Source organism: Amphibacillus xylanus NBRC 15112 (assembly GCF_000307165.1).
Classification (GTDB): Bacteria; Bacillota; Bacilli; order Bacillales; family Amphibacillaceae; genus Amphibacillus; species Amphibacillus xylanus.
In genome coordinates this window covers 2,247,124-2,268,618 of the sequence record NC_018704.1, presented here as the reverse complement: position 1 = coordinate 2,268,618, position 21,495 = coordinate 2,247,124, and the positions used below count along the sequence as shown (strand labels likewise).

Below are 21,495 nucleotides of genomic sequence, written 5' to 3'. Positions count from 1 at the left end.
TATGAAACATCATAGTTTTGCGCTAACTCCTCCTAAGGGTTGGAATAGTTGGGATTGTTACGGTGCCACAGTGACTGAGTCAGAAGTAAAAGGTAATGCCGATTATATGGCAAAACACTTAAAACAACATGGTTGGGAATATGTCGTTGTTGATATTCAATGGTCAGAAGCAGGTGCTGTTTCATCAGCATATCGACCATTTGTCCCACTAGAAATGGATGGATACTCAAGATTAATCCCTGCTGTAAATCGCTTCCCGTCTGCTGAAGGTGGGAAGGGGTTTAAGCCGTTAGCTGATTATGTTCATAATCTAGGCTTAAAATTCGGTATTCACATTATGCGTGGAATACCTAGACAAGCAGTGCATCAAAATACAAAGATTAAAGGTACAGATGTTGGAGCTCGTTATATTGCTAAACCTAACTCAATTTGTGCTTGGAATACAGACATGTATGGATTAGATCATACTAAACCAGAAGCGCAGCTATACTACGATTCACTTTTTGAGCTGTATGCTGAGTGGGGTGTAGATTTCATAAAAGTAGATGATATTGCAGACTCTCAACATTATGGTGCACATATTGAAGAGATTAAAATGATTAGAAAAGCAATTGACCGATGCGGTCGCCCAATGGTCTTAAGTCTATCTCCTGGACCTGCAAGCTTAAACGATGCTGCAGTCCTAGAGGAAAACGCTAATATGTGGCGTATGACGAATGACTTCTGGGATATTTGGGAATTGCTATATGATATGTTTGATCGCTGCTACCGTTGGAGTAAAAATATCGGACCTGGTCATTGGCCTGATGCTGATATGCTACCATTAGGTCATATTGGGATTCGCTCAGTAGATGGTGGTGCAAGTGATCGTTACACAAGATTTACTCGTGATGAACAAATCACAATGATGACGCTCTGGTCAATTTTCAGATCACCATTAATGTTCGGTGGAGAATTGCGAGATAACGATGATTTTACTTTATCATTACTAATAAATGAAGAAGTAAACAAAATGCATCAAGAAGGACATGGTGCCCGTCAAGTTTATCGCCATGAGGATCGTGTAGTTTGGCAATCCTATGGACCAGATCAAGAGGTTTACGTGGCATTATTCAATATAGCTGATCATGAGCAAACAGTTTCAGTCGATTTAGACCAACTTGGTGTAGACGCAACCAAAGTTGAATCAATCACTGATTTATGGGAAAAAGAAACGTTATCAAACGTAGATCAAACAATCACTAGTCACTTAAGACCGCACGCTTGCCAATTACTTAAATTGGTTATTAAAAAGTAAATACATCATGATCATTAAGTGAGTCGATGGGATAACCATCGACTCATTCATTTCTTAAAGATGAAATTTTATTAGTCTGCCGCAACCAATCATAGGCTTATGTTAGAATATAGCTAAAGGAGTTTGATAAAAATGGCTCAGATCAAAGCAATAGCAAAAATGATAACAGAAGCAAAATCGATTACTTTTCTAACTGGTGCAGGTGTATCGACGGCTAGTGGAATACCAGATTTTAGATCAAATGATGGTATTTGGACAGAGGATCATTCACGAGAATATTACACTTCAGTTGATTACTATCAAAAAGATCCTGTTGATTTTTGGCATAAATATAAGAGTATCTTTAAAATTAAATTACTAAAAAGTTATCAGCCTAATGTTGTCCATGAATTTATTGCCGACTTAGAAAAAAACGGTAAAGATGTCAAAGTAGTAACCCAGAATGTAGACTCTTTACATAGTTTGGCAGGTAATAAACATGTCATTGAATATCATGGGAATTTGAACACTGCTACATGTCCAAGATGTGGAAAGCAATATGATTTATCATATATATTGCAAGAAGATGTTCCAGTTTGTGAGAAAAAGTCGTGTCAAACGATAGTTAAACCTGACATCGTTCTATTTGGTGATCCGATAACTAAGCATCAAGAAGCGGAAATGGCAATTGTCACGAGTGATCTTGTTATGGTACTTGGCACATCACTGCTTGTAACACCATTTAGTTTGTTACCAAGTATCGCTAGCAATTATCAGATCCCCTTAGTGATTATTAATCGAGATGCTACGCCAATGGATGATTTGTTTGATATAACGATCCATGATGACTTAGTAAAAGTAACCAAGCAAATCAAACAACTCATATAAACAGTATAAGACTGGGGTTAATGAAAAAATATCATTTAAGTCTTAGATCAACGATCAAGCCATCGAAACGGATTTGATAACTAATGATCATTGTTCCCAGTCTCATTTATTCATTAAGTCAACTGTTTATTGAATGACTTTTACTACATATTTTCTTGAACGTGGTCCATCGAATTCACAGAAATAAACACCTTGCCACGTACCTAAGACAAGTCTACCTTGTGAGACGATGAGTGTTTGAGCATGTCCAACTGTACTTGTCTTTAGGTGTGCAGCTGTGTTGCCTTCCATATGGAGATCTTTATGGTGATCCCAAGGATAGACCTCATCTAAGCGACGGAGAAAGTCTGTTTTAACATCAGGATCAGCATTTTCATTAACAGTAATCCCGGCAGTAGTATGCATTGAGGATACGATGACTATTCCATCAGTTACTTGCTCCTCATTTAACCACTGTTGAATCTGATCGGTAATTTCGATCATTTCACTATGTGCATGCGTTCTTAAATGAAATGTTTTAATCATGGCAATTCTCCTTTATGACAATGTAATCTAAACTTCATTTTACTAAATAATCGTACATATGTTAAAATTTTAATGATGTATAGACAGGAAGGATGAGCGAAGTGAATAATAAAAAAATCGATACTGAATTTGCACCAAAAGCTATTGGACCATACTCGCAAGCAATTGATCTAGGAGATTTAGTGTTTGTTTCGGGCCAAATTCCATTAGACCCAGAGACAATGGAAGTCGTCGGAGAAACAATTGAAGAACAAACAACACAAGTGATGAAAAACCTTGAAGCAATATTAAAAGCAGCAGACTTAAGTTTTGAGAATGTTGCTAAGTTTACAATTTACTTAACTGATTTAGCGGATTTTGATGCAGTTAATAAAACTTACGCAGCATTTCTAACAGAGCCATATCCTGCTCGTGCTACAGTAGAAGTATGTAAACTACCTAAAGATGTTAAAGTGGAAATCGATCTGATTGCTAAGAGATAAAACTACGACAATTAAAAGCCAACAATACCATTTAAGGTTTGTTGGCTTTCAATATCTAATGCCAATTCACTATATTATAAGAAAGTTAGTGATACGATGGACATTTATCTTCTTTTCATGGATAATGACATATCATATAGGGTAAATTCTAATCAAGCTCATGTAAGTTTATATGTAAGATAGGAGTGGGAATATGCCAAAAAGCAATCAGGATTGGCAAGAGGAATACAACAGAGTTAAAGATGTTGGTCAATATATCGATAAAAAAATTCAACGATTAAAAACATATATGCAATTAATTAAAGAACGCGTCATTGATATTCGAAAAACCTTTTGGGATGATGTAACGGTTAACTTGACTGAAATGGATGACGCGATTGAAACGCAAGCTAGTTTAAAACAACAAGCTGAGTTTTTATCTGAAAGAGAGCGTAGTCACGGTCAATTAGCATCAGAGATGAATAAGCTATTGGACTTAAAAGAAAAGCCTTATTTTGGCCGAATTGATTTTATTGAGGCTAATCAGGATACAAAGGAAAAGATCTATATTGGAACTTCTTCATTGATGGACGAAAATGATGAGGATTTTCTCATATATGATTGGCGTGCACCAATTTCTAGTATGTACTATGACTATGCACCAGGGCCTGCAGCGTATCGAACAATTGATGGCGAAATCGAAGGTGAAATTGCTTTAAAACGTCAATACGTGATTAAGCAGGGTGAATTAACCGGTATGTTTGATACTGGTTTAACTATTGGTGATCAGTTATTACAAAGTGTGCTAGGTAAATTCTCTAGTTCAAAAATGGGGAACATCGTTGCGACTATTCAAAGAGAACAAAATAAAATTATTCGTAATGAAAAAAGCAAGATGTTAGTTGTCCAAGGAGTTGCAGGAAGTGGGAAGACTTCAGCAGCCTTACAACGAGTTGCCTATTTGCTATATCGCTATCGTGAAACGCTAACAGCTGATCAAATGATCTTATTTTCTCCTAACCCACTGTTTAACAGTTATGTATCAAGAGTATTACCTGATTTAGGGGAAGAGAACATTAAGCAAATGACTTTTTACCATTATGTTGAACAACAATTAGGTAGCCGATTTACAATCGAGTCTCCATTTGAACAAATTGAAGTTGTTTTCTCTGAATCAGAATCTGATTCATGGTCAAGATTATCTGGTATGCGTTATAAATCTAGTGAATATTTCTTAAATCGAGTTGATGCATATCTAGCTGATTTAATGAAAGAAGGATTACAGTTTAGAAATATTCGCTTTCGAGACCAATTTATCTTTACTAAAGAGCAATTGGCTGAAACTTTCTATCAATTTCCAGAGCATGTTTCAATTCAATTACGTTTAGAGAAGCTAGCAGAGCTGATTTTAAAGAGATTAAACCAGTTAGAGCGAAAATGGATTAAAGCCGATTGGGTTGAAGATGAAGTTGAATTATTAGATAAAGCTGATTTACAAGAAATTTTCACAAAAGTAGAAAATGAAGTCCAGGAAAATAGAGAAGGTTATCATGAAGCAGATGCTGAATCCTATTACTTAAAACAAAAAGTAGTCCGTCGTAGATTAGCGCCATTGCGACGTAAAATTAAGCAGCTTGCCTTTGTAAATACGAAGCGGACATATATGAAATTATTTGATCAAGTCGAGCCAGGAGAAGGTATAACCGAAAAAGAATGGCTAGAATTAGCTAAGTTTACACAAGAAAATTTACAGTCTAACAATTTAACGTGGGAAGATGCGACACCATTCCTCTATTTTGAGAAGATGATTGTCGGGTTTGAGGAGAATCGGGCAATTAAGCATATTATTATAGACGAAGCTCAAGATTATTCTACGTTCCAGCTACGTTATTTAACCTATATCTATCCTAACAGTCGAATGACGTTACTAGGAGATGTTAATCAAACGATTTATTATCATAGTTTGACTAATAATATTTTAACAGAAGATGCAATTGAGAATACAGAGCGCGTCACATTAATGAGAAGCTATCGCTCGACTCGACCAATTGTTGAATTTACGAGATCATTTATTGAAGATGGGGATAAAATAGAACCATTTAACCGAGAAGGAAGTAAACCAACAGTATATGAACTTGATAATCAAACAATTGCAGAGTATAAACTATACGATTGTATTGATAACTATCTAAATCGTAAATATCCGCATATCGCAGTCATTACAAAAACGATGGACGAAGCGAGAGAGCTAGCCCAATTATTGAAGAAATCGTATGATCAAGTACAACTGATTGATCAAGAAACGCATACATTCAAAACAGGCATTCATGTTATCCCTGTTTATTTAGCAAAAGGCATTGAATTTGATGGCGTGATTGTTTATGACGCATCGACAAATCAATATTTAAATGAACTTGAGCGTTACTTACTATATACTGCTTGTACTAGAGCGATGCACGATTTAACGCTAATTGCTATTGGTGGTATCTCGAGATTTATTACAGAAGTACCTACTTCGTTGTATTCTTTCTATCGTGTTCATGAAATTATCACAGAGTAAAAATAAAAGCCTTTGCCACTCACATTTTGAGTGACAAAGGCTTATTTACATTACAACATTAACAACAAACTAATCGCCATAACAGCCATACCTGAAATCACACCGTAAATTGATCTATGTGTTTCATCATAACGTTTTGCTGCAGGAATTAACTCATCTAAAGAGATAAAGACCATAATTCCAGCCACTCCTGCAAAGATAATACCGAATAGTGTATCTGTTAAAAATGGCATTAATAAAAGATATGCAATAATTGCTCCAGCTGGTTCAGCTACACCTGATAAAAATGATAATTTAAATGCTTTACGCTTACTACCGGTTGCGTAATAAATCGGAACGGATACAGCAATCCCTTCAGGAATATTATGAATCGCAACGGCAATTGCAATTGGAATACCTAGGGCAGGGTCTTGCAATGTAGCAGTAAATGTAGCAATCCCTTCAGGGAAGTTATGAATTGCAATTGCTAAAGCAGTGAATGTTCCCATTTTTAATAAACTCTTATCTTTCAGTGTTGAGGGCTTTTTATCCATATCCTCAACTTTCTTCACTTCATGTGGGTTTCCTTCCTGTGGAATCAATTGATCAATTAGACCAATAACAAGCATACCTCCAAAGAAACTAATCACCGTTACCCATGAACCTTTAACTATACCAAGCTCACCAACTAAAGAATCCTTAGCTTTAAAAAAGATTTCAACCATAGAAACATAAATCATCACACCCGCTGAAAATCCTAGTGCAAATGAAAGAAATTTAGTATTAGTAGTTTTTGTAAAGAATGCGAGTATACTTCCGATCCCAGTAGCTAAACCGGCAAATAAAGTTAAACCAAATGCAAGCCATATGTTACCATCCATTTTCAAAATCCCTTCTTCTCTTTTTATTAATTTCAGATTATTTATTTCCTAAATACTTTATGATTATTAATCTAAGTGAGTCAATTTCATAATACAAAAATCTAGTTAAGAACACGAACGATTACAAATAAAAATACAATATCACACGTAAATAAAGAAGCCTAATCAAGTGATTGGAACGGCAGGCGGCGACTCCAGCGGGAACAATCGTGTCCGAAGATCCAGTGATAAAAGCTTGGAAAGCTTTTATCAATTAGCTGAGTTTAACGAAGGCAAGCTAAAACCGTCACGTCGTGTGACGACGCTTGCATGACCTACATCCTGTAGGCCCGAAAGCGTCCGCCTAGAGTGGAAATCACCGCGTCATCTGTAACCCAATTGTTCGTGTTTTATAGCCAATTAAGTCATTATGAAATTCATTCGATTATTAATAAGTATCTTAATATTATAAAAAAACAATACAAAAGATGTGACTAACCTAAAAAGTTTGCCTAACGCAACTTTTTCGCCTAAGACCATTTTAATATGAAAAAATGCAAATTTCAACTGTTTTCATAAAAATTTATTTGTTAGTTAAATCCTTTGTCCTGTGAATAGGGGATTGGATTAATTCAACTGGAAACACAATTAGATCAATTGATTTAACAGACCAAACGTCAGTAGAGAAAATGATTGAACAGGATGAGCTTGTCTATTTATTTAAACTCATAATTGAAGAATCGAAACATAAATAAAAAAACCAACAATGCGTAGATTATCAATCAAAGCATTGTTGGTTGTAATTTATTTTAGCAATGAAGCAGCTGCTTGATCTATTACAATTGTTACTTGAGGGTGATGATGTAAAATTGATGCAGGGAAGTTTTCAGTTACTTCACCTTCAATTAATTGCTTAACAGCTTGAGCTTTATTTTCTCCTGAAGCAAGTAAAATAATTTCTTTACTTTCCATGATTGTTTTAATCCCCATCGTAATTGCTTGTGTGGGTACATCCTCTTTATTGTCAAAGAATCGTGAATTAGCCTCAATAGTTTCTTCAACTAAATCAGTAATCTGGGTCCGGCTCTCAAACGAAGTACCTGGCTCATTGAAAGCGATGTGTCCATTTACACCTAGACCGAGAATCTGTAAGTCAATTGCACCAACCTCTTTAATTGCGGCTTCATAATCCTTACATTCTTTTTCTAAATCATCAGCTACACCGTTTGGTAAATGTACATTATTCGGATCAATATCAATATGGTTAAACAATTTTTCATTCATAAAATAGCGATAACTATTTGGATCATCACTATCCAGTCCAATGTATTCATCTAAATTAAATGTCGTGACATTCTTAAAAGAAACCTCTTCGTTTTTATAGGCGTCAATTAAGTATTGATATAGTCCTTCAGGCGTAGAACCTGTTGCTAGACCTAAAATAGGCTTACTTAATTCATTAACTTTCTGAACGACCTGTTTTCCAGCCCATTCACTCATTTCTTGATAGTCACTTACTTTTACAATCTTCATTGGCTCACTCCTTGATATACAATTTTCCCTTTTTTAAAGGTTAGCTTTAAATCAAGATCATTATCTACTAGTAATAAATCTGCATCTTTTCCGACTGCAATTGAGCCTTTTTCATGAAAAACACCTGCTTGCTTTGCCGGATTAATTGATGCCATTAAAATAATATCATGAATAGTGACCTCAGGTATAGCAAAAAATTGCTTTGCACCATCAATCATTTTTAAGACACTTCCTGCGAGTACACCGTTAGCTAAAACAGCACGATCTTCATTCACTTGAACAGGCTGGCCTCCTAATTCATAAATTCCTGGATGAAGTCCTTTCGCACGCATTGAGTCAGTGATTAAGATTAATCGATTAGGTCCAATATTTTGATAAATTAATGCTAGCATAGCTGGATCAACGTGAATCCCATCTGCAATAATTTCAGCGTACACATCTTCAAGTAAGAATGTACCTCCAACAACCCCAATATCTCGGTGATGAATCCCATTCATTGCATTACATAGATGCGTCACTTGATTTACTCCATTTGCAACAGCCTGTTTCATTGCTGAAAAATTCATAGCAGTGTGACCGGCGGATACATTGATATTTTCTGCTCTTAGAGCTGAAGTAAATTGAAAATCTTGATCATGCTCTGGTGCGATTGTTACTGTTTTGATTGTTCGGTTTGCTACTTGTTGCCAATGGTTAAATAATTCTAAATCTGGTTTGATAATATATTCTAACGGTTGTGCGCCAGCTTTTGATTTTTCTACAAATGGTCCTTCAAGATGAATTCCAATCATTTCAGCACCATTGTCGATATTGTTATAATGAGCAAGATTTTCTAAAGCATGCTCAATATTTTCTTTTGACTGTGTAATCGTTGTGGCAAGGAAGCTTGTCGTTCCCTCAGTAACAAGGAACTTAGCAATTGTTTCAATCGACTCAGGTGTTTGATCCATTACATCAGCCCCGTTTGCACCGTGAATATGCGTATCAATAAAACCAGGGATAAGATTTAAATAATTCGCTTCAATCATCTCAATATCTTTGGGCAAATCTTGTGGTAACTCACGGTAAATCTGTGCTATCTTACCTCGATCAATAAGAAGATGTCCGTTCACTACTTCCTGTTCGGTATATATTTGTGCGTTTTTTATTAGCATATTGTTCACCTACTTAGAATAGTCTTACCCTTTTATTATGACATTCAATGCGTGAAAATTAAAATATAAATTAAAAAAGTGGCTTGGACATAACTAGTCTCACTGAGTAAAAAATAGTTCTATTTACGATTTTTTTGTAAATAGAACTATTTTTATTTTTGTGATTGTTTTGGTTGATTGGATTTTTAGCGTAATTGGCAGTGCATTTTCTTAAGTTCACTGCCAATTACGCTAATCAGAGTTCATTGTTTTCTTATTTAACGAGCGCCTATCGAGTGATTTAAACGGCGGATGGCGACTCCTGCGGGAAAAGATCGAGTCAGAAAACCCTTATTGCGACACGGTAGTGGAGCAATAAAAGTTGACGCCGATCCCGCGGAGAGCGTCCACCCAGAGTGAGAATCACAAAGTGACACCTTTAATTTATATTAGAGATGATCATCCTATTAAATGATGATGGTAAAAAAGGAATCCATTTGATTAACTGAATTCCTTTTTCATCTTAGCTGAGTTTTGTCCCAGCCTCAATGGTGACGTTTAAAATATGCTAATAATTTTGGTGCAACTAATGCCGCAATGATAGCACCTAAAACACTACTTACCAAAAACCCAGGTACAAAAGCGAAAACACCAACAGTCTGCCCCATAACGAGACGTGCAATTGGAATAGAAAGGAGTGAACCGATCATTCCAGTCCCAACTACTTCACCGATGACGGCTGAACTTATTTGCTTACGATAGCGATAGAAGAGACCAGCTAGTAAAGCACCAATCATACCGCCAGGAAAAGCAAGTAATGTACCAAGCCCCAAAGCATTACGTACAAGACCTATGCCAAAAGCAATTATGACTGTCGGAACAGGTCCTAAAATGATGGCACTAATGACATTAATCGCATGTTGTACAGGGTACGCTTGCGCAATCCCAGTTGGAAACCAGAGAAAGCTTGCCCCGACGACGCCAATTGCAATAAAGGCAGCAATTAGCGTCAATTGATTTGTTTTTTTCATAAAAAATAGTCCTCCTTTTGTTGTTGCATTGACTAAAAGCTGTCAGTTGCAGCGAAAGAAGAACCTGATAGGTTAAAGAAGTGCTACTTCCCTCCGCTAGTACGAACTAGATCAGGTTCAAAAGGGTTAGAAAGATTGAATTCTTTCCTCTCAGCCGATCCCATCGGCACCCCTAGTAGTCAAAGCTATTGAATTGGTTTCATCATAATATAGATCAGATCAAATGACAAGTTAGTTAGGCACCCAATTATCTCTAATATCAAAATTACTAATCACATTAAATGTATCAGTATCAGGATCAAACTCTAATGCAATTAATTCGCCAAAGTCCGCAGAATAATAATCTGTACTCACGATCGCAATGATATTCTCACTTAATTGTGCGACTTCATAAGAACTATTAGGGACGTAACTTTCTTGTGCAGGTTCAGTAGTTACGGAAATTGGTTCTTTAAAGACTAATAATAATAAAATAAACACTAACAATATAGCATTGATTGTTAATAAAAGAGGGGTAATCTTTATCTTCATCTTTTTATTCCTCACTTTACATTTTTTTGTAAATTATCATTTACACGGAAGTTATTATGGTATATTATATATAATATACCATAATAAAGGAGAGGTGCAAATGTCTTTTAAAAAAGTGTTTTTGGGTTTCTTGTTATCAGTAATCTTTTTGTGTGGTTTAATTGTAATTGATAGCAATGTCTATGCCTATGAGGATTTGGAGAGTTATTACAATTCAAAACTTTTAAGTTATGGTTTGTCAGAAGCGGAAATTAATCTAATGGATATTGGTTTGAAAGAAATACTCATAGCTGACTTTGGTGAGGACATAGAAAATAATCCAGATAGAAAGCTAAATTATTATCCAGGGGAAATCAAAGAGTATATTATTGACCCGGATGGAAATCTAGTAGAACTTCCGGCTATATATAATACTTCACCTAACTATGTCTCACCGTTTAATGTAATTCCAACATCTGACCTAAAGCTTCAGTTTTCTACAGCAAACAATGGACAGAAAGTTCAACGGATAATTGCTCTTTTCGAATGGACGAAAAAGGAAACAGCACCCAGAGAGTTTGTAGGATTTACTAAAGAATCAAACTTAGATATAGTTCCCAACTCTTATGAAGCAAGAATTATGACTAGACAACAAACATACAATACTTGGCAATATTACGGAAATGCAGGTGGTAGACCATATGAGATTGATGCTAATAATGGTGCTACATGGCGGTGGAGTGGAAATGCGGCATACTACAAAGGACACGTTAGTTATAAAGTAGACACAAAAAACAAAAGGACGGGTATTTTCCAAATGCAGTACGCTTCAGATCCTGGTGGTTCTAATACTAGTGTAAATGTTTCGTTAGGCCCTCTTTCGATCAATCATACTTTATCAAATAATAAAGCTATGCTGAAAGCCCCTCATCGTGCTACAGTAGTATTTAGAGTAGGGCCTTAAGTAGTAAATTAAATAATACCTTTTTGATTATAATAAAAATAATCCACCATTCTCTTTATTAATACGGTGGATTATTTTTATGTGTCCAGTTGAATGTGATCTGTAGGGTGAGAGAACAATAATAGAGATATTAAATTGTTTAAAATGGGCTATGATTAAAAGTTAACGAATAGAAGTCGACAGTCGACTATAGCCCACCAAGTACATATAACCACTATTAAAGTACTTTAATATTCTTCTAACATCGATTCGTTACCTTCTCATTTGATTGGAATACTGATGGATAAATGTTATTAATTCAACTGGAAAACCTGATCTAGTCTTTTTGCCTTAACAAACGTAACCCATTTAAGATTACTAAAATTGTTGATCCTTCATGAAATACAACACCCAACGGCAAACCTAGCCAACCAACAATATTTAAACCAATCAATGAGACAATCACTGCAATTGAAAAAATCACATTTTGAACAATAATTTTATTTAATCGCTGACTTAATTTAAAGCTGTATAACAATTTGGCTAAATTATTTTTGACGATGACAACATCAGATGACTCCATGGCGACTGACGAACCACTGCCCATAGCTATCCCAATATCTGCTTGAGCAAGAGCAGGGGCATCGTTAATACCATCACCAATCATACCGACAACATGATGATTGTCTTGATCAGCTTGAATAAATTTTATTTTTTCCTCAGGTGAGCAGTTAGAATAATAATGGTCAACTTTAATTTCACTAGCAACTTTTTTAGCAACCAATTCATGATCGCCAGTAATTAAATTAACCTTAATATCCTCAGCCTGAAAACCAGCAACTGCTTCAGCTGATTCGCTTCGGATTTGATCAGCTAATAAGAAGTACCCAACAATTTGATTAGCTTTGCCAACTAAGACAGCAGTATTTTCAGCTGCTACCTTCTCACGATAGTTATATGGGTCTTCAAAATTCTTTAATGCAGTAGGTTTAGCTACTATGATATCGCCTTTTTTAACCCCTGCACCGGCAATTTCTTCAATTGGTGTACGATCGTCAACAGCACCTAAATCTAAATCTTTAAACGATGTTGTGATCGCATCAGCAATGGGGTGACTCGACTGTTGTTCCATATATACAACTTCTTTTAAAATACTTTCATCGATTTCATAATCAATCACTTTAAATTTCCCTAAAGTCAATGTCCCAGTTTTATCACTATATAGTACATCCATAGAGCTAAGTGCTTCCATCGCAGCACCACCCTTAAAGAGGACGCCGTTTTTCGCTCCGTTACTAATCGCGCTTAGTGTTGCTGGTGTTGCAGATGCAACTAATGCACAGGGACTTGCAACAGTTAATAATACCATTCCACGATAGAAGGCTTCTTGAAATGTCAGGTCATTTAATGTATACAACATCAAAATAAAGATTGGAACAGTGATCAGCACTGCAATCACATACTTAGACTCAATACGGTCAATAAATTTCGATACTTTAGATGGACGCTTCTGTGCTTCTTCAACCATCCGAATAATATTTGAAAAGACTGTTTCATGACTTAATTTTGTTACAGTTAAATAGAAGACATGACCTTCATTAATTGTTCCGGCAAAAGCATTATCTCCTTTAGATTTCTCTACAGGGATTGACTCTCCTGTGAGAGCGGCTTCATTGATCAGTGCTGTTCGATCGATCGTTCCATCAATCGGAATTTGGGCACCTTTTGCAACGATGACAATATCACCGATAGCTAATGCATCTGTTGGGACTTCAATGACATCGCCATTGTCTTTTAATACTTGTGCAACAGTTGGAACTTGAGCCATTAATTCAGTAATCGCACGGGTTGATTTGTTAGATGCATAGTCTTCAAGAACTTCAGCACAAGCAAAAATTAGTAATAGTGTTGCACCTTCAGATTCATAGTTAATAAAGGTTGCTCCAAGCGCTGCTAAGATCATTAACAAGTCAACATTAGGCGACTTTGATTGAATTGTATCAACGACTGCATTTTTAGCTGCAAAAAAGCCTAAAAAGAAGATCGAGCCATAAAAAGCAAAACGACTATAATCATGGTTGAGCAACATCAGTACAAATCCAACCATTGCCATAAAGGACCCAATCAACAGGAACTGCCCATTTCGATTTTTTAATAAAAACTTAATCATCTTACAACATCCTTTCTTAATGGAATTATAAAAGTAATAATTAAAAAAGGGCACACCTGTGGACAGTAACTACTGTCTCACAGATGTACCCTAGGATAGGTATACTCTGCTGTCACAATCGTGACCGGGCTGCATAGTAAGAAATAATGTGCAGCTTGCTCAGATTTGAAAATATCTTGCTTTAGTATTCAACTAATGCGAGAGATTTAATTCAATTGTTATCTATAGGATATGATATTTTAATAAGATTGTCAACCGTTTCACAAACTTTAGTTTGAGTCAAGTATTTGTAGGCAATTTTTCTACGTTAATAATGAAAGCGGATTCATCATTTTAAGGTGACCCCTTGATAAAGTTTTTGCCTTTTTTAAAAACCAGATAACTCCTTTAACACGTTGTATATCGGAATATTTGCCTTTCCTTTTAGGTACATAAGATTGTCTCTGGTAACCTGACCAATGGTTCTTTTAACCTTTTCTTTATAATGTCTTGGTGGTTTCTTTTCCAGCTCGATTTCTGTCCATTTATCTATTCGCCCGAATAAAGTCTTTAGGGACAAATTATCCAAGAAGGCCACTAATGCAGTGCCCATGGCACTTACACCTTTATCCGACCAACTACGGCCATTTTTTAGTCTTTTGGCAAACACACTCATGGTTCCCTCTGCGCTTCCCATTGGACGCATACCAGTTGTATCAATTCCCTGTTCTTTTAACCATATTCTATAATCTCCCAATGCTTCTGGATATTTTTCTAATTGGCGGATAAACGACACAAGTCGTTCCTCCTTCTCCTCATCCTCAAGCGTTCCTACGGCACTGTTAAGCTCTGTTAAGAACGTTTTGTATTTGTATGCCGCAAGGGCTTTACGAATGGACCGATAACGAGGATGCTTGCTGAATATACTCTTAACCTCTCGTGCCACATGAAAGCGATCAAGAGAAAAGAATACACGACCTTTAAAATACTCACGACAGGATGTAATCCAGTTGGCACCATCTCCATTTATAACCAGCTTGTGAAAAGTCGGGTCATATTCGAAGTTTTCAATTAGAAAGTCCTCAAAAGCCTCCCAAAAGGGTTGCTTTCCTTTGTGAATAAAATGACGTTTGTTCTTAAGGCTAACCCGTTTTCCATTGACTTCCCATCCTTGATGGACAGCTGCTATTTTCTCTTCTTTTCCCTTTTTCCATTTACCTTGGCGTTTTACAAATAAACCATCTACTTCTACAAATAAGACGGGTTGGAGTATAGGTTCACGCTTTTTAGGTTTACACGTAACCTCTAATAGGTGTTGACGAATTGCCTCATGACTGATAACCCGGTAACCTAATAGAGTTTGTAATGTATTAGCTGCATTTCGATAGGAGCGACCCTTAACAGCTAGCTCAATGGCAGCTTCCTCAATCAATGGACTAAAAGAACCGGCCTCCTCAAACTCTAGATAACGATCAAGAAGATAGACATATTCCCCAGTTGATCGGTCAAGGTAATAATTGCGATATAATTCAATCTCACCAAAGAGACTAGCTATATTAAACTTTCTTTTATCAATAAGACGATAGCGCTTTTTATCACGTTCATCGGCAATCTGTTGGTCCATATCCTCCAAGACCTGTTTCATAACGAAACCAAAGGTTTCTTGTAATTGTCTCCAAACCAATTGCTCAATTTGTTTTAAATTTGGGTATTTTATGATATTCTTTTCCATGAGGGATTCTCCTTTCGGTAATGGTGTTTTAGTAGACTATCATTTTACCAAGGAGTGTCCCTTTTTTCATGACTTTTGCTTTGTTTCCTACCGCGCTATCGCTTGCTGGCCCCTTCACTTAGTGAAGGGGTTAATATATTTTTGCGCCCACAATAATTTTACTCATACAAACTTTATTCCGTTAGATACATAGATTAATAATTATCTTGAATTCAAGATAATTTTAAGTTATAATAAAGCTAACAGAACAATAGGGGGTTGTCGGTATGCAATTTTCAGGTATACATCATGTTTCAGCAATGACAGCAAGCGCGGAACGGAACTATCAATTTTACACAGAAGTTCTCGGTATGAGATTAGTTAAAAAATCAGTTAATCAAGATTCACATCATATGTATCATTTATTTTACGCAGATGAAATTGGTCGCCCAGGTACAGATTTAACCTTTTTTGAAATGCTAGGCATCGGACGAACATACCGGGGCAATAACAGTATCTCTTTAACGGGCCTTCGAGTAGCGAGTGATGAAGCGATTGACTATTGGATTAAACGCTTTGATCAGTTTTCAGTAAGTCATGAAGGTATAAGTGAGCAGCTTGGACGAAAAGTCATTTTCTTTGAAGATCCAGAAGGCCAGCGATTAATGCTTGTATCGGATCAAAATAATACAGGAGTGGAAGCGGGAATTCCTTGGGATAAGAGTCCAGTACCTGTTGAGTATGGTATTACTGGCTTAGGACCGGTTCGATTAACGGTACCTGAACTAGCACGAACAAAAGATATTTTAACGAGAGTCATGAATTTTCGACATGTAGCAAGCTATCCGGCTTATCAAGCAGGACAACCAGATGTTGAAGTGTATCAAACAGGTGAGGGTGGATCAGGTGCAGAAATCCATGTCGAGGTTAGAACAGATTTACCTCGTGAAAGACCGGGTCGAGGCAGTGTTCATCATGTGGCTTTTCGTGTTAAGGACCGTACAGAGTTAGAAGCATGGGCTGATAGAATCAATCAAGAAAAGTTGCCGAATTCAGGCATCGTAGATCGCTATTATTTTGAAGCCTTCTACTTCCGTGAACCAAATGGCATTCTTTATGAATTGTCTACAGATGAGCCAGGCTTTTTAGTTGATGAACCAGAAGAAACTTTAGGTGAGAGATTAGCATTACCACCATTTATTGAACATAAGCGTGCTGAAATTGAATCAATATTAAAGCCATTAAATAGTGGAAAATAGTAAATTACTAAACAGGATACAATTGAACTGTAGTATGAGTAAAATTATTGTGGGCGCAAAAATATATTAACCCCTTCACTAAGTGAAGGGGCCAGCAAGCGATAGCGCGGTAGGAAACAAAGCAAAAGTCATGAAAAAAGGGACACTCCTTGGTAAAATGATAGTCTACTAAAACACCATTACCGAAAGGAGAATCCCTCATGGAAAAGAATATCATAAAATACCCAAATTTAAAACAAATTGAGCAATTGGTTTGGAGACAATTACAAGAAACCTTTGGTTTCGTTATGAAACAGGTCTTGGAGGATATGGACCAACAGATTGCCGATGAACGTGATAAAAAGCGCTATCGTCTTATTGATAAAAGAAAGTTTAATATAGCTAGTCTCTTTGGTGAGATTGAATTATATCGCAATTATTACCTTGACCGATCAACTGGGGAATATGTCTATCTTCTTGATCGTTATCTAGAGTTTGAGGAGGCCGGTTCTTTTAGTCCATTGATTGAGGAAGCTGCCATTGAGCTAGCTGTTAAGGGTCGCTCCTATCGAAATGCAGCTAATACATTACAAACTCTATTAGGTTACCGGGTTATCAGTCATGAGGCAATTCGTCAACACCTATTAGAGGTTACGTGTAAACCTAAAAAGCGTGAACCTATACTCCAACCCGTCTTATTTGTAGAAGTAGATGGTTTATTTGTAAAACGCCAAGGTAAATGGAAAAAGGGAAAAGAAGAGAAAATAGCAGCTGTCCATCAAGGATGGGAAGTCAATGGAAAACGGGTTAGCCTTAAGAACAAACGTCATTTTATTCACAAAGGAAAGCAACCCTTTTGGGAGGCTTTTGAGGACTTTCTAATTGAAAACTTCGAATATGACCCGACTTTTCACAAGCTGGTTATAAATGGAGATGGTGCCAACTGGATTACATCCTGTCGTGAGTATTTTAAAGGTCGTGTATTCTTTTCTCTTGATCGCTTTCATGTGGCACGAGAGGTTAAGAGTATATTCAGCAAGCATCCTCGTTATCGGTCCATTCGTAAAGCCCTTGCGGCATACAAATACAAAACGTTCTTAACAGAGCTTAACAGTGCCGTAGGAACGCTTGAGGATGAGGAGAAGGAGGAACGACTTGTGTCGTTTATCCGCCAATTAGAAAAATATCCAGAAGCATTGGGAGATTATAGAATATGGTTAAAAGAACAGGGAATTGATACAACTGGTATGCGTCCAATGGGAAGCGCAGAGGGAACCATGAGTGTGTTTGCCAAAAGACTAAAAAATGGCCGTAGTTGGTCGGATAAAGGTGTAAGTGCCATGGGCACTGCATTAGTGGCCTTCTTGGATAATTTGTCCCTAAAGACTTTATTCGGGCGAATAGATAAATGGACAGAAATCGAGCTGGAAAAGAAACCACCAAGACATTATAAAGAAAAGGTTAAAAGAACCATTGGTCAGGTTACCAGAGACAATCTTATGTACCTAAAAGGAAAGGCAAATATTCCGATATACAACGTGTTAAAGGAGTTATCTGGTTTTTAAAAAAGGCAAAAACTTTATCAAGGGGTCACCTTAAAATGATGAATCCGCTTTCATTATTAACGTAGAAAAATTGCCTACAAATACTTGACTCAAACTGAACTGTATCCTGTTTTTTGTATAAAAAGTGAATGATGCTATACTAATAGTTAAAGATAAACTATTGCGAGGGGATAATTGATGAGGAAACCAAAAGCCATCTTCTTAGATATGGATGGGACGATGCTAAATAATTATAATCGTGTCACTGATAATACAAAATCCGTGATTGACAAGCTACGCGAGTCAGGTATTTACGTATTTATTGTCACTGGTCGTGGTAAAAATGAGATTTTCCAAACAGCACCAGATGGCTTTGAAGTAGATGGAGTCATCAGCTCAAACGGTATGATCGGTTATCTTGGTGACAAAAAGGTATTTGAACATACATTACCATTCCATGTCGTTGAAGCAATTATTAAACTAGCAAAGGATAATAAAATATATTATGAGCTTTTCCCAACTGAAGGCTCACAAATTGTTGAACAGAAAGACGAGTCCATATTATTAGCAGAAATGGAGAAGCCGATGCCAGATACTGTTGGAATAAATGAATGGCGTGAACGCGAAGAGGCACTAGAAGGTTTAATCAAATGGGTTGATCAAGTACCACGAGATGAATATTCTAAATTCTATTTCTTTAGTCGATGCCCTGAAAAAATGCAACGCTGGATATCAGTGCTAAGAGAGCAGCAACAGCACTTACCATTTTCGATGGTATCCTCTAGTTTAAATAACGTTGAGGTCATGGTCGAAGGGAAGAATAAAGGTACAGGTATTCAAGAATTCCTCGATGAATTAAAGATCTCAGCTGACAATATATTGGCTGTCGGTGATAGCTATAATGATGAGAGTATGTTTAAGCTCGCGGGCTACACTGTCGCAATGAAGAATGCGCCTGATGAGATTAAAGCAATGGCAGATGAAGTAACAGAGTTTACTAATGATGAAGAAGGGCTATATCATTATTTAAAAAAACTTTTACTCGATAAATAATTGATCTGTATGTTATAATGAGAAAAACATAAATAAGGTACATGTATAGGCTTATGAATTGGCGTAAGCGTTTCTACCAAATGACCGTAATCATTGGACTACATGTGAACGTTAGAGGGGTTACTATACCCTTTTTTCAGTCGCACATTTTTAGTCTAGTTTGAATACTAGACTTTTTTTATACTATTTTAGTTTATTTAAGTTTGTTTTTTTCTTAAATAATTTCAACAATCCGATTACATCAGGTTATTGCAGACGAAAAAGCCAAATTGATTAAGTCCATTCATAACAAGAAGGGGAGCGTTAAGAATGAAAAGTCAATTATCAAAGGTAAGTCAAACACTGATTCAAGTCGCATTAGGAGAAAAGCCAGCAGATCTCGTTTTAAAGCAAGGTACGCTAGTCAATGTCATTACTGGGGAACTAAATGAAAATGTTGATGTTGCTATCTCAGGAAACAGAATTGCTTACGTAGGAAATGCAGATCACACGATTGGACCAGACACTGAAGTAATCGAACTTAACGGAAAGTATTTAGCGCCAGGATTAATGGATGGCCATATGCACGTTGAAAGCACGATGCTAACGGTAACTGAATTTGCTCGAATGGCATTAACAAAAGGTACGACAAGTATTTTTATGGACCCGCATGAAATGGCAAATGTATTCGGTAAAGAAGGCGTTCGCTATATGCATGAAGAAGGGCAGAAGCTGCCATTACATGTCTTTACAACATTCCCATCTTGTGTTCCATCAACAGCTGATCTAGAAGATGCCGGAGCAAGTATCACTGTTGAGGATGTGGAGGAAGGCTTAACGTGGGATGGTGTAGTTGGGTTAGGAGAAATGATGAACTTCCCAGGTATCGTCAATCGTGACCCATTGATGATCGGTGTGGTAAATGCCACAATTGACGCAGGTAAAACTGTAACAGGCCATTTTCCAGATGGGACTGACCAAATGCTCCAAGCTTATCTTGTTTCTGGTGCTGATTCATGTCATGAAACAATCAATCGAGAGAAGGCGTTGGAGAAATTACGTTTAGGTATGTATCTCATGATTCGTGAAGGCTCAGCATGGCATGATGTCAAGGAACTGGCAAAGGTTATTACAATTGATAAAGTTAATACTGAGCAAATTATGCTCGTCACAGATGATATTTATCCCCAAACTCTTGTAGAAAAAGGACAAGTGAACCATGTTGTTCGACGTGCGATTGAAGAAGGTGTTGATCCAGTAACTGCTATTAAACTAGCTTCAATCAACACTGCACGTTACTTCAAGTTAGCAGATGACTATGGTAGTGTATCACCGCGAAAAGTGGCCGATATCATCATATTAGATGAATTAGAAACGATGGAACCAACGCTAGTCATTGCTGATGGAAAAATTGTCGCTCAAGACGGTAAGCTAATTATTGATTTACCAACATATGAGTATCCAGCTCACGTAAAAGACTCTGTTCACGTAAAACGTGCAGTTGAAGCAAGTGACTTTATTATCAAAACAGATGCAACCACTGATCGAGTGACAGCAAATGTAATTGAAGTCATTGAAAATAGTGCTCGTACAAAGCGAACTCAATTTGAGCTTAAGGTAGAATCAGATCAAACAATTGTGACAGACTTAGACCAAGATGTGATTAAACTCGCCTGCTTAGATCGTCACCATAAGTCGGGTGATATATCAGTAGCGTTTGCTCATGGCTTTAAATTGAAAAAAGGAGCCGTTGCTTCAACCGTTGCTCATGATAGTCATAACTTAATTGTTATGGGGACTAATGATGAGGATATGGCTTTTGCTGCAAATTACTTAGTTGAACTAGGTGGAGGAATGGTAGTAGTTGAAGATGGTAAAGTACTAGCTGAAGTACCTCTACCAGTAGCAGGGTTAATGTCAGATCAGAGAGCTGAAGTTGTAGTTGAACAAGTTGAAAAACTCGAGCAAGCATGGAAGGACCTTGGCTGTCCAATTCATGCACCATTTATGACATTCTCATTAATCGCACTACCTGTTATCCCGGATATCCGGATCACGAACCGTGGACTTGTAGATGTGGTGAAATTCGATTTTATTCCAGTAATAGAATAATAAAACAAGG

Annotated in this window: 17 protein-coding genes and 3 riboswitches; of the genes, 9 read left to right on the top strand and 8 right to left on the bottom strand. The window is 36.8% G+C overall.

The genetic code is table 11. From position 1 onward, the window contains the following. Window position 1: 1 nt before the first annotated feature. A complete protein-coding gene (locus AXY_RS10865) occupies window positions 2-1,297 on the top strand; it encodes a glycoside hydrolase family 27 protein (protein ID WP_015010863.1) in 1,296 nt (431 codons plus the stop codon). Between the two features lie 132 nt (window positions 1,298-1,429). Beyond that, window positions 1,430-2,164 carry an NAD-dependent protein deacylase gene (locus AXY_RS10860; protein ID WP_015010862.1) on the top strand — a complete coding sequence of 245 codons (735 nt, stop codon included), beginning with the start codon at window positions 1,430-1,432 and terminating at the stop codon, window positions 2,162-2,164. Between the two features lie 126 nt (window positions 2,165-2,290). Here the strand turns inward: AXY_RS10860 and AXY_RS10855 are convergent, their stop codons facing one another. Beyond that, window positions 2,291-2,689 (bottom strand): secondary thiamine-phosphate synthase enzyme YjbQ, encoded by a 399-nt coding sequence (locus AXY_RS10855; protein WP_015010861.1) that lies wholly within the window; start codon window positions 2,687-2,689, stop codon window positions 2,291-2,293. A gap of 101 nt (window positions 2,690-2,790) precedes the next feature. On the opposite strand from AXY_RS10855, the gene AXY_RS10850 reads away from it, so the two are divergent. After that, entirely contained in the window at window positions 2,791-3,171 is a 381-nt protein-coding gene (locus AXY_RS10850) for a RidA family protein (RefSeq protein ID WP_015010860.1), read from the top strand. A 193-nt stretch (window positions 3,172-3,364) separates the two neighbouring features. Continuing rightward, window positions 3,365-5,710 (top strand): RNA polymerase recycling motor HelD, encoded by a 2,346-nt coding sequence (helD, locus tag AXY_RS10845; RefSeq protein WP_015010859.1) that lies wholly within the window; start codon window positions 3,365-3,367, stop codon window positions 5,708-5,710. Between the two features lie 50 nt (window positions 5,711-5,760). On the opposite strand, the gene zupT is transcribed toward helD, so the two are convergent. The 5 genes from zupT to AXY_RS10820 form a co-directional block, all read right to left on the bottom strand. Then, window positions 5,761-6,570 (bottom strand): zinc transporter ZupT, encoded by an 810-nt coding sequence (zupT, locus tag AXY_RS10840; protein ID WP_015010858.1) that lies wholly within the window; start codon window positions 6,568-6,570, stop codon window positions 5,761-5,763. A 783-nt stretch (window positions 6,571-7,353) separates the two neighbouring features. Next, a complete protein-coding gene (gene nagB, locus AXY_RS10835; RefSeq protein WP_015010857.1) occupies window positions 7,354-8,082 on the bottom strand; it encodes a glucosamine-6-phosphate deaminase in 729 nt (242 codons plus the stop codon). Then, on the bottom strand, window positions 8,079-9,236 hold the full coding sequence (gene nagA, locus AXY_RS10830; RefSeq protein ID WP_015010856.1) for an N-acetylglucosamine-6-phosphate deacetylase: 1,158 nt from the start codon (window positions 9,234-9,236) through the stop codon (window positions 8,079-8,081). Before nagA ends, nagB begins: the two co-directional genes overlap by 4 nt. Window positions 9,237-9,760: 524 nt before the next feature. Beyond that, window positions 9,761-10,246, bottom strand: coding sequence for an energy coupling factor transporter S component ThiW (gene thiW, locus AXY_RS10825; RefSeq protein ID WP_015010855.1), 486 nt, complete (start codon window positions 10,244-10,246; stop codon window positions 9,761-9,763). Window positions 10,247-10,317: 71 nt separating this feature from the next. Continuing rightward, window positions 10,318-10,430, bottom strand: a riboswitch (TPP riboswitch). A gap of 47 nt (window positions 10,431-10,477) precedes the next feature. Continuing rightward, entirely contained in the window at window positions 10,478-10,777 is a 300-nt protein-coding gene (locus tag AXY_RS10820) for a hypothetical protein (protein WP_015010854.1), read from the bottom strand. A gap of 100 nt (window positions 10,778-10,877) precedes the next feature. On the opposite strand from AXY_RS10820, the gene AXY_RS10815 reads away from it, so the two are divergent. After that, complete coding sequence (locus AXY_RS10815; protein ID WP_015010853.1) at window positions 10,878-11,720, top strand: hypothetical protein; 843 nt, start codon at window positions 10,878-10,880, stop codon at window positions 11,718-11,720. Window positions 11,721-12,036: 316 nt separating this feature from the next. Here the strand turns inward: AXY_RS10815 and AXY_RS10810 are convergent, their stop codons facing one another. Both AXY_RS10810 and AXY_RS10805 read right to left on the bottom strand, forming a co-directional pair. Then, window positions 12,037-13,869 (bottom strand): heavy metal translocating P-type ATPase, encoded by a 1,833-nt coding sequence (locus AXY_RS10810; RefSeq protein WP_015010852.1) that lies wholly within the window; start codon window positions 13,867-13,869, stop codon window positions 12,037-12,039. A gap of 70 nt (window positions 13,870-13,939) precedes the next feature. Continuing rightward, window positions 13,940-14,042, bottom strand: a riboswitch (NiCo riboswitch). Between the two features lie 194 nt (window positions 14,043-14,236). Continuing rightward, window positions 14,237-15,580, bottom strand: coding sequence for an ISLre2 family transposase (locus tag AXY_RS10805; protein ID WP_015009875.1), 1,344 nt, complete (start codon window positions 15,578-15,580; stop codon window positions 14,237-14,239). 266 nt (window positions 15,581-15,846) lie between these two features. Here AXY_RS10805 and AXY_RS10800 point away from each other — a divergent pair, with 266 nt between their 5' ends. From AXY_RS10800 to ade, 4 genes are all read left to right on the top strand, one after another. Continuing rightward, window positions 15,847-16,818, top strand: coding sequence for a ring-cleaving dioxygenase (locus AXY_RS10800; protein ID WP_015010851.1), 972 nt, complete (start codon window positions 15,847-15,849; stop codon window positions 16,816-16,818). A gap of 200 nt (window positions 16,819-17,018) precedes the next feature. Next, window positions 17,019-18,362 (top strand): ISLre2 family transposase, encoded by a 1,344-nt coding sequence (locus AXY_RS10795; protein WP_015009875.1) that lies wholly within the window; start codon window positions 17,019-17,021, stop codon window positions 18,360-18,362. Window positions 18,363-18,539: 177 nt separating this feature from the next. After that, window positions 18,540-19,394 carry a Cof-type HAD-IIB family hydrolase gene (locus AXY_RS10790; protein WP_015010850.1) on the top strand — a complete coding sequence of 285 codons (855 nt, stop codon included), beginning with the start codon at window positions 18,540-18,542 and terminating at the stop codon, window positions 19,392-19,394. A gap of 21 nt (window positions 19,395-19,415) precedes the next feature. Further along, a riboswitch (purine riboswitch) is annotated at window positions 19,416-19,515 on the top strand. A gap of 188 nt (window positions 19,516-19,703) precedes the next feature. Then, on the top strand, window positions 19,704-21,485 hold the full coding sequence (ade, locus tag AXY_RS10785; protein WP_015010849.1) for an adenine deaminase: 1,782 nt from the start codon (window positions 19,704-19,706) through the stop codon (window positions 21,483-21,485). Window positions 21,486-21,495: the final 10 nt, after the last annotated feature.

What these genes read in the sequence shown, in the direction of transcription:
- AXY_RS10800 (WP_015010851.1), top strand. Translation starts at nt 15,847, where the DNA reads ATGCAATTTTCAGGTATACATCATGTTTCAGCAATGACAGCAAGCGCG.
- AXY_RS10865 (WP_015010863.1), top strand. Translation starts at nt 2, where the DNA reads ATGAAACATCATAGTTTTGCGCTAACTCCTCCTAAGGGTTGGAATAGT.
- thiW (WP_015010855.1), bottom strand. Translation starts at nt 10,246, where the DNA reads ATGAAAAAAACAAATCAATTGACGCTAATTGCTGCCTTTATTGCAATT.
- ade (WP_015010849.1), top strand. Translation starts at nt 19,704, where the DNA reads ATGAAAAGTCAATTATCAAAGGTAAGTCAAACACTGATTCAAGTCGCA.
- nagA (WP_015010856.1), bottom strand. Translation starts at nt 9,236, where the DNA reads ATGCTAATAAAAAACGCACAAATATATACCGAACAGGAAGTAGTGAAC.
- AXY_RS10790 (WP_015010850.1), top strand. Translation starts at nt 18,540, where the DNA reads ATGAGGAAACCAAAAGCCATCTTCTTAGATATGGATGGGACGATGCTA.
- AXY_RS10860 (WP_015010862.1), top strand. Translation starts at nt 1,430, where the DNA reads ATGGCTCAGATCAAAGCAATAGCAAAAATGATAACAGAAGCAAAATCG.
- AXY_RS10810 (WP_015010852.1), bottom strand. Translation starts at nt 13,869, where the DNA reads ATGATTAAGTTTTTATTAAAAAATCGAAATGGGCAGTTCCTGTTGATT.
- helD (WP_015010859.1), top strand. Translation starts at nt 3,365, where the DNA reads ATGCCAAAAAGCAATCAGGATTGGCAAGAGGAATACAACAGAGTTAAA.
- AXY_RS10795 (WP_015009875.1), top strand. Translation starts at nt 17,019, where the DNA reads ATGGAAAAGAATATCATAAAATACCCAAATTTAAAACAAATTGAGCAA.
- zupT (WP_015010858.1), bottom strand. Translation starts at nt 6,570, where the DNA reads ATGGATGGTAACATATGGCTTGCATTTGGTTTAACTTTATTTGCCGGT.
- AXY_RS10815 (WP_015010853.1), top strand. Translation starts at nt 10,878, where the DNA reads ATGTCTTTTAAAAAAGTGTTTTTGGGTTTCTTGTTATCAGTAATCTTT.
- AXY_RS10855 (WP_015010861.1), bottom strand. Translation starts at nt 2,689, where the DNA reads ATGATTAAAACATTTCATTTAAGAACGCATGCACATAGTGAAATGATC.
- AXY_RS10820 (WP_015010854.1), bottom strand. Translation starts at nt 10,777, where the DNA reads ATGAAGATAAAGATTACCCCTCTTTTATTAACAATCAATGCTATATTG.
- AXY_RS10805 (WP_015009875.1), bottom strand. Translation starts at nt 15,580, where the DNA reads ATGGAAAAGAATATCATAAAATACCCAAATTTAAAACAAATTGAGCAA.
- nagB (WP_015010857.1), bottom strand. Translation starts at nt 8,082, where the DNA reads ATGAAGATTGTAAAAGTAAGTGACTATCAAGAAATGAGTGAATGGGCT.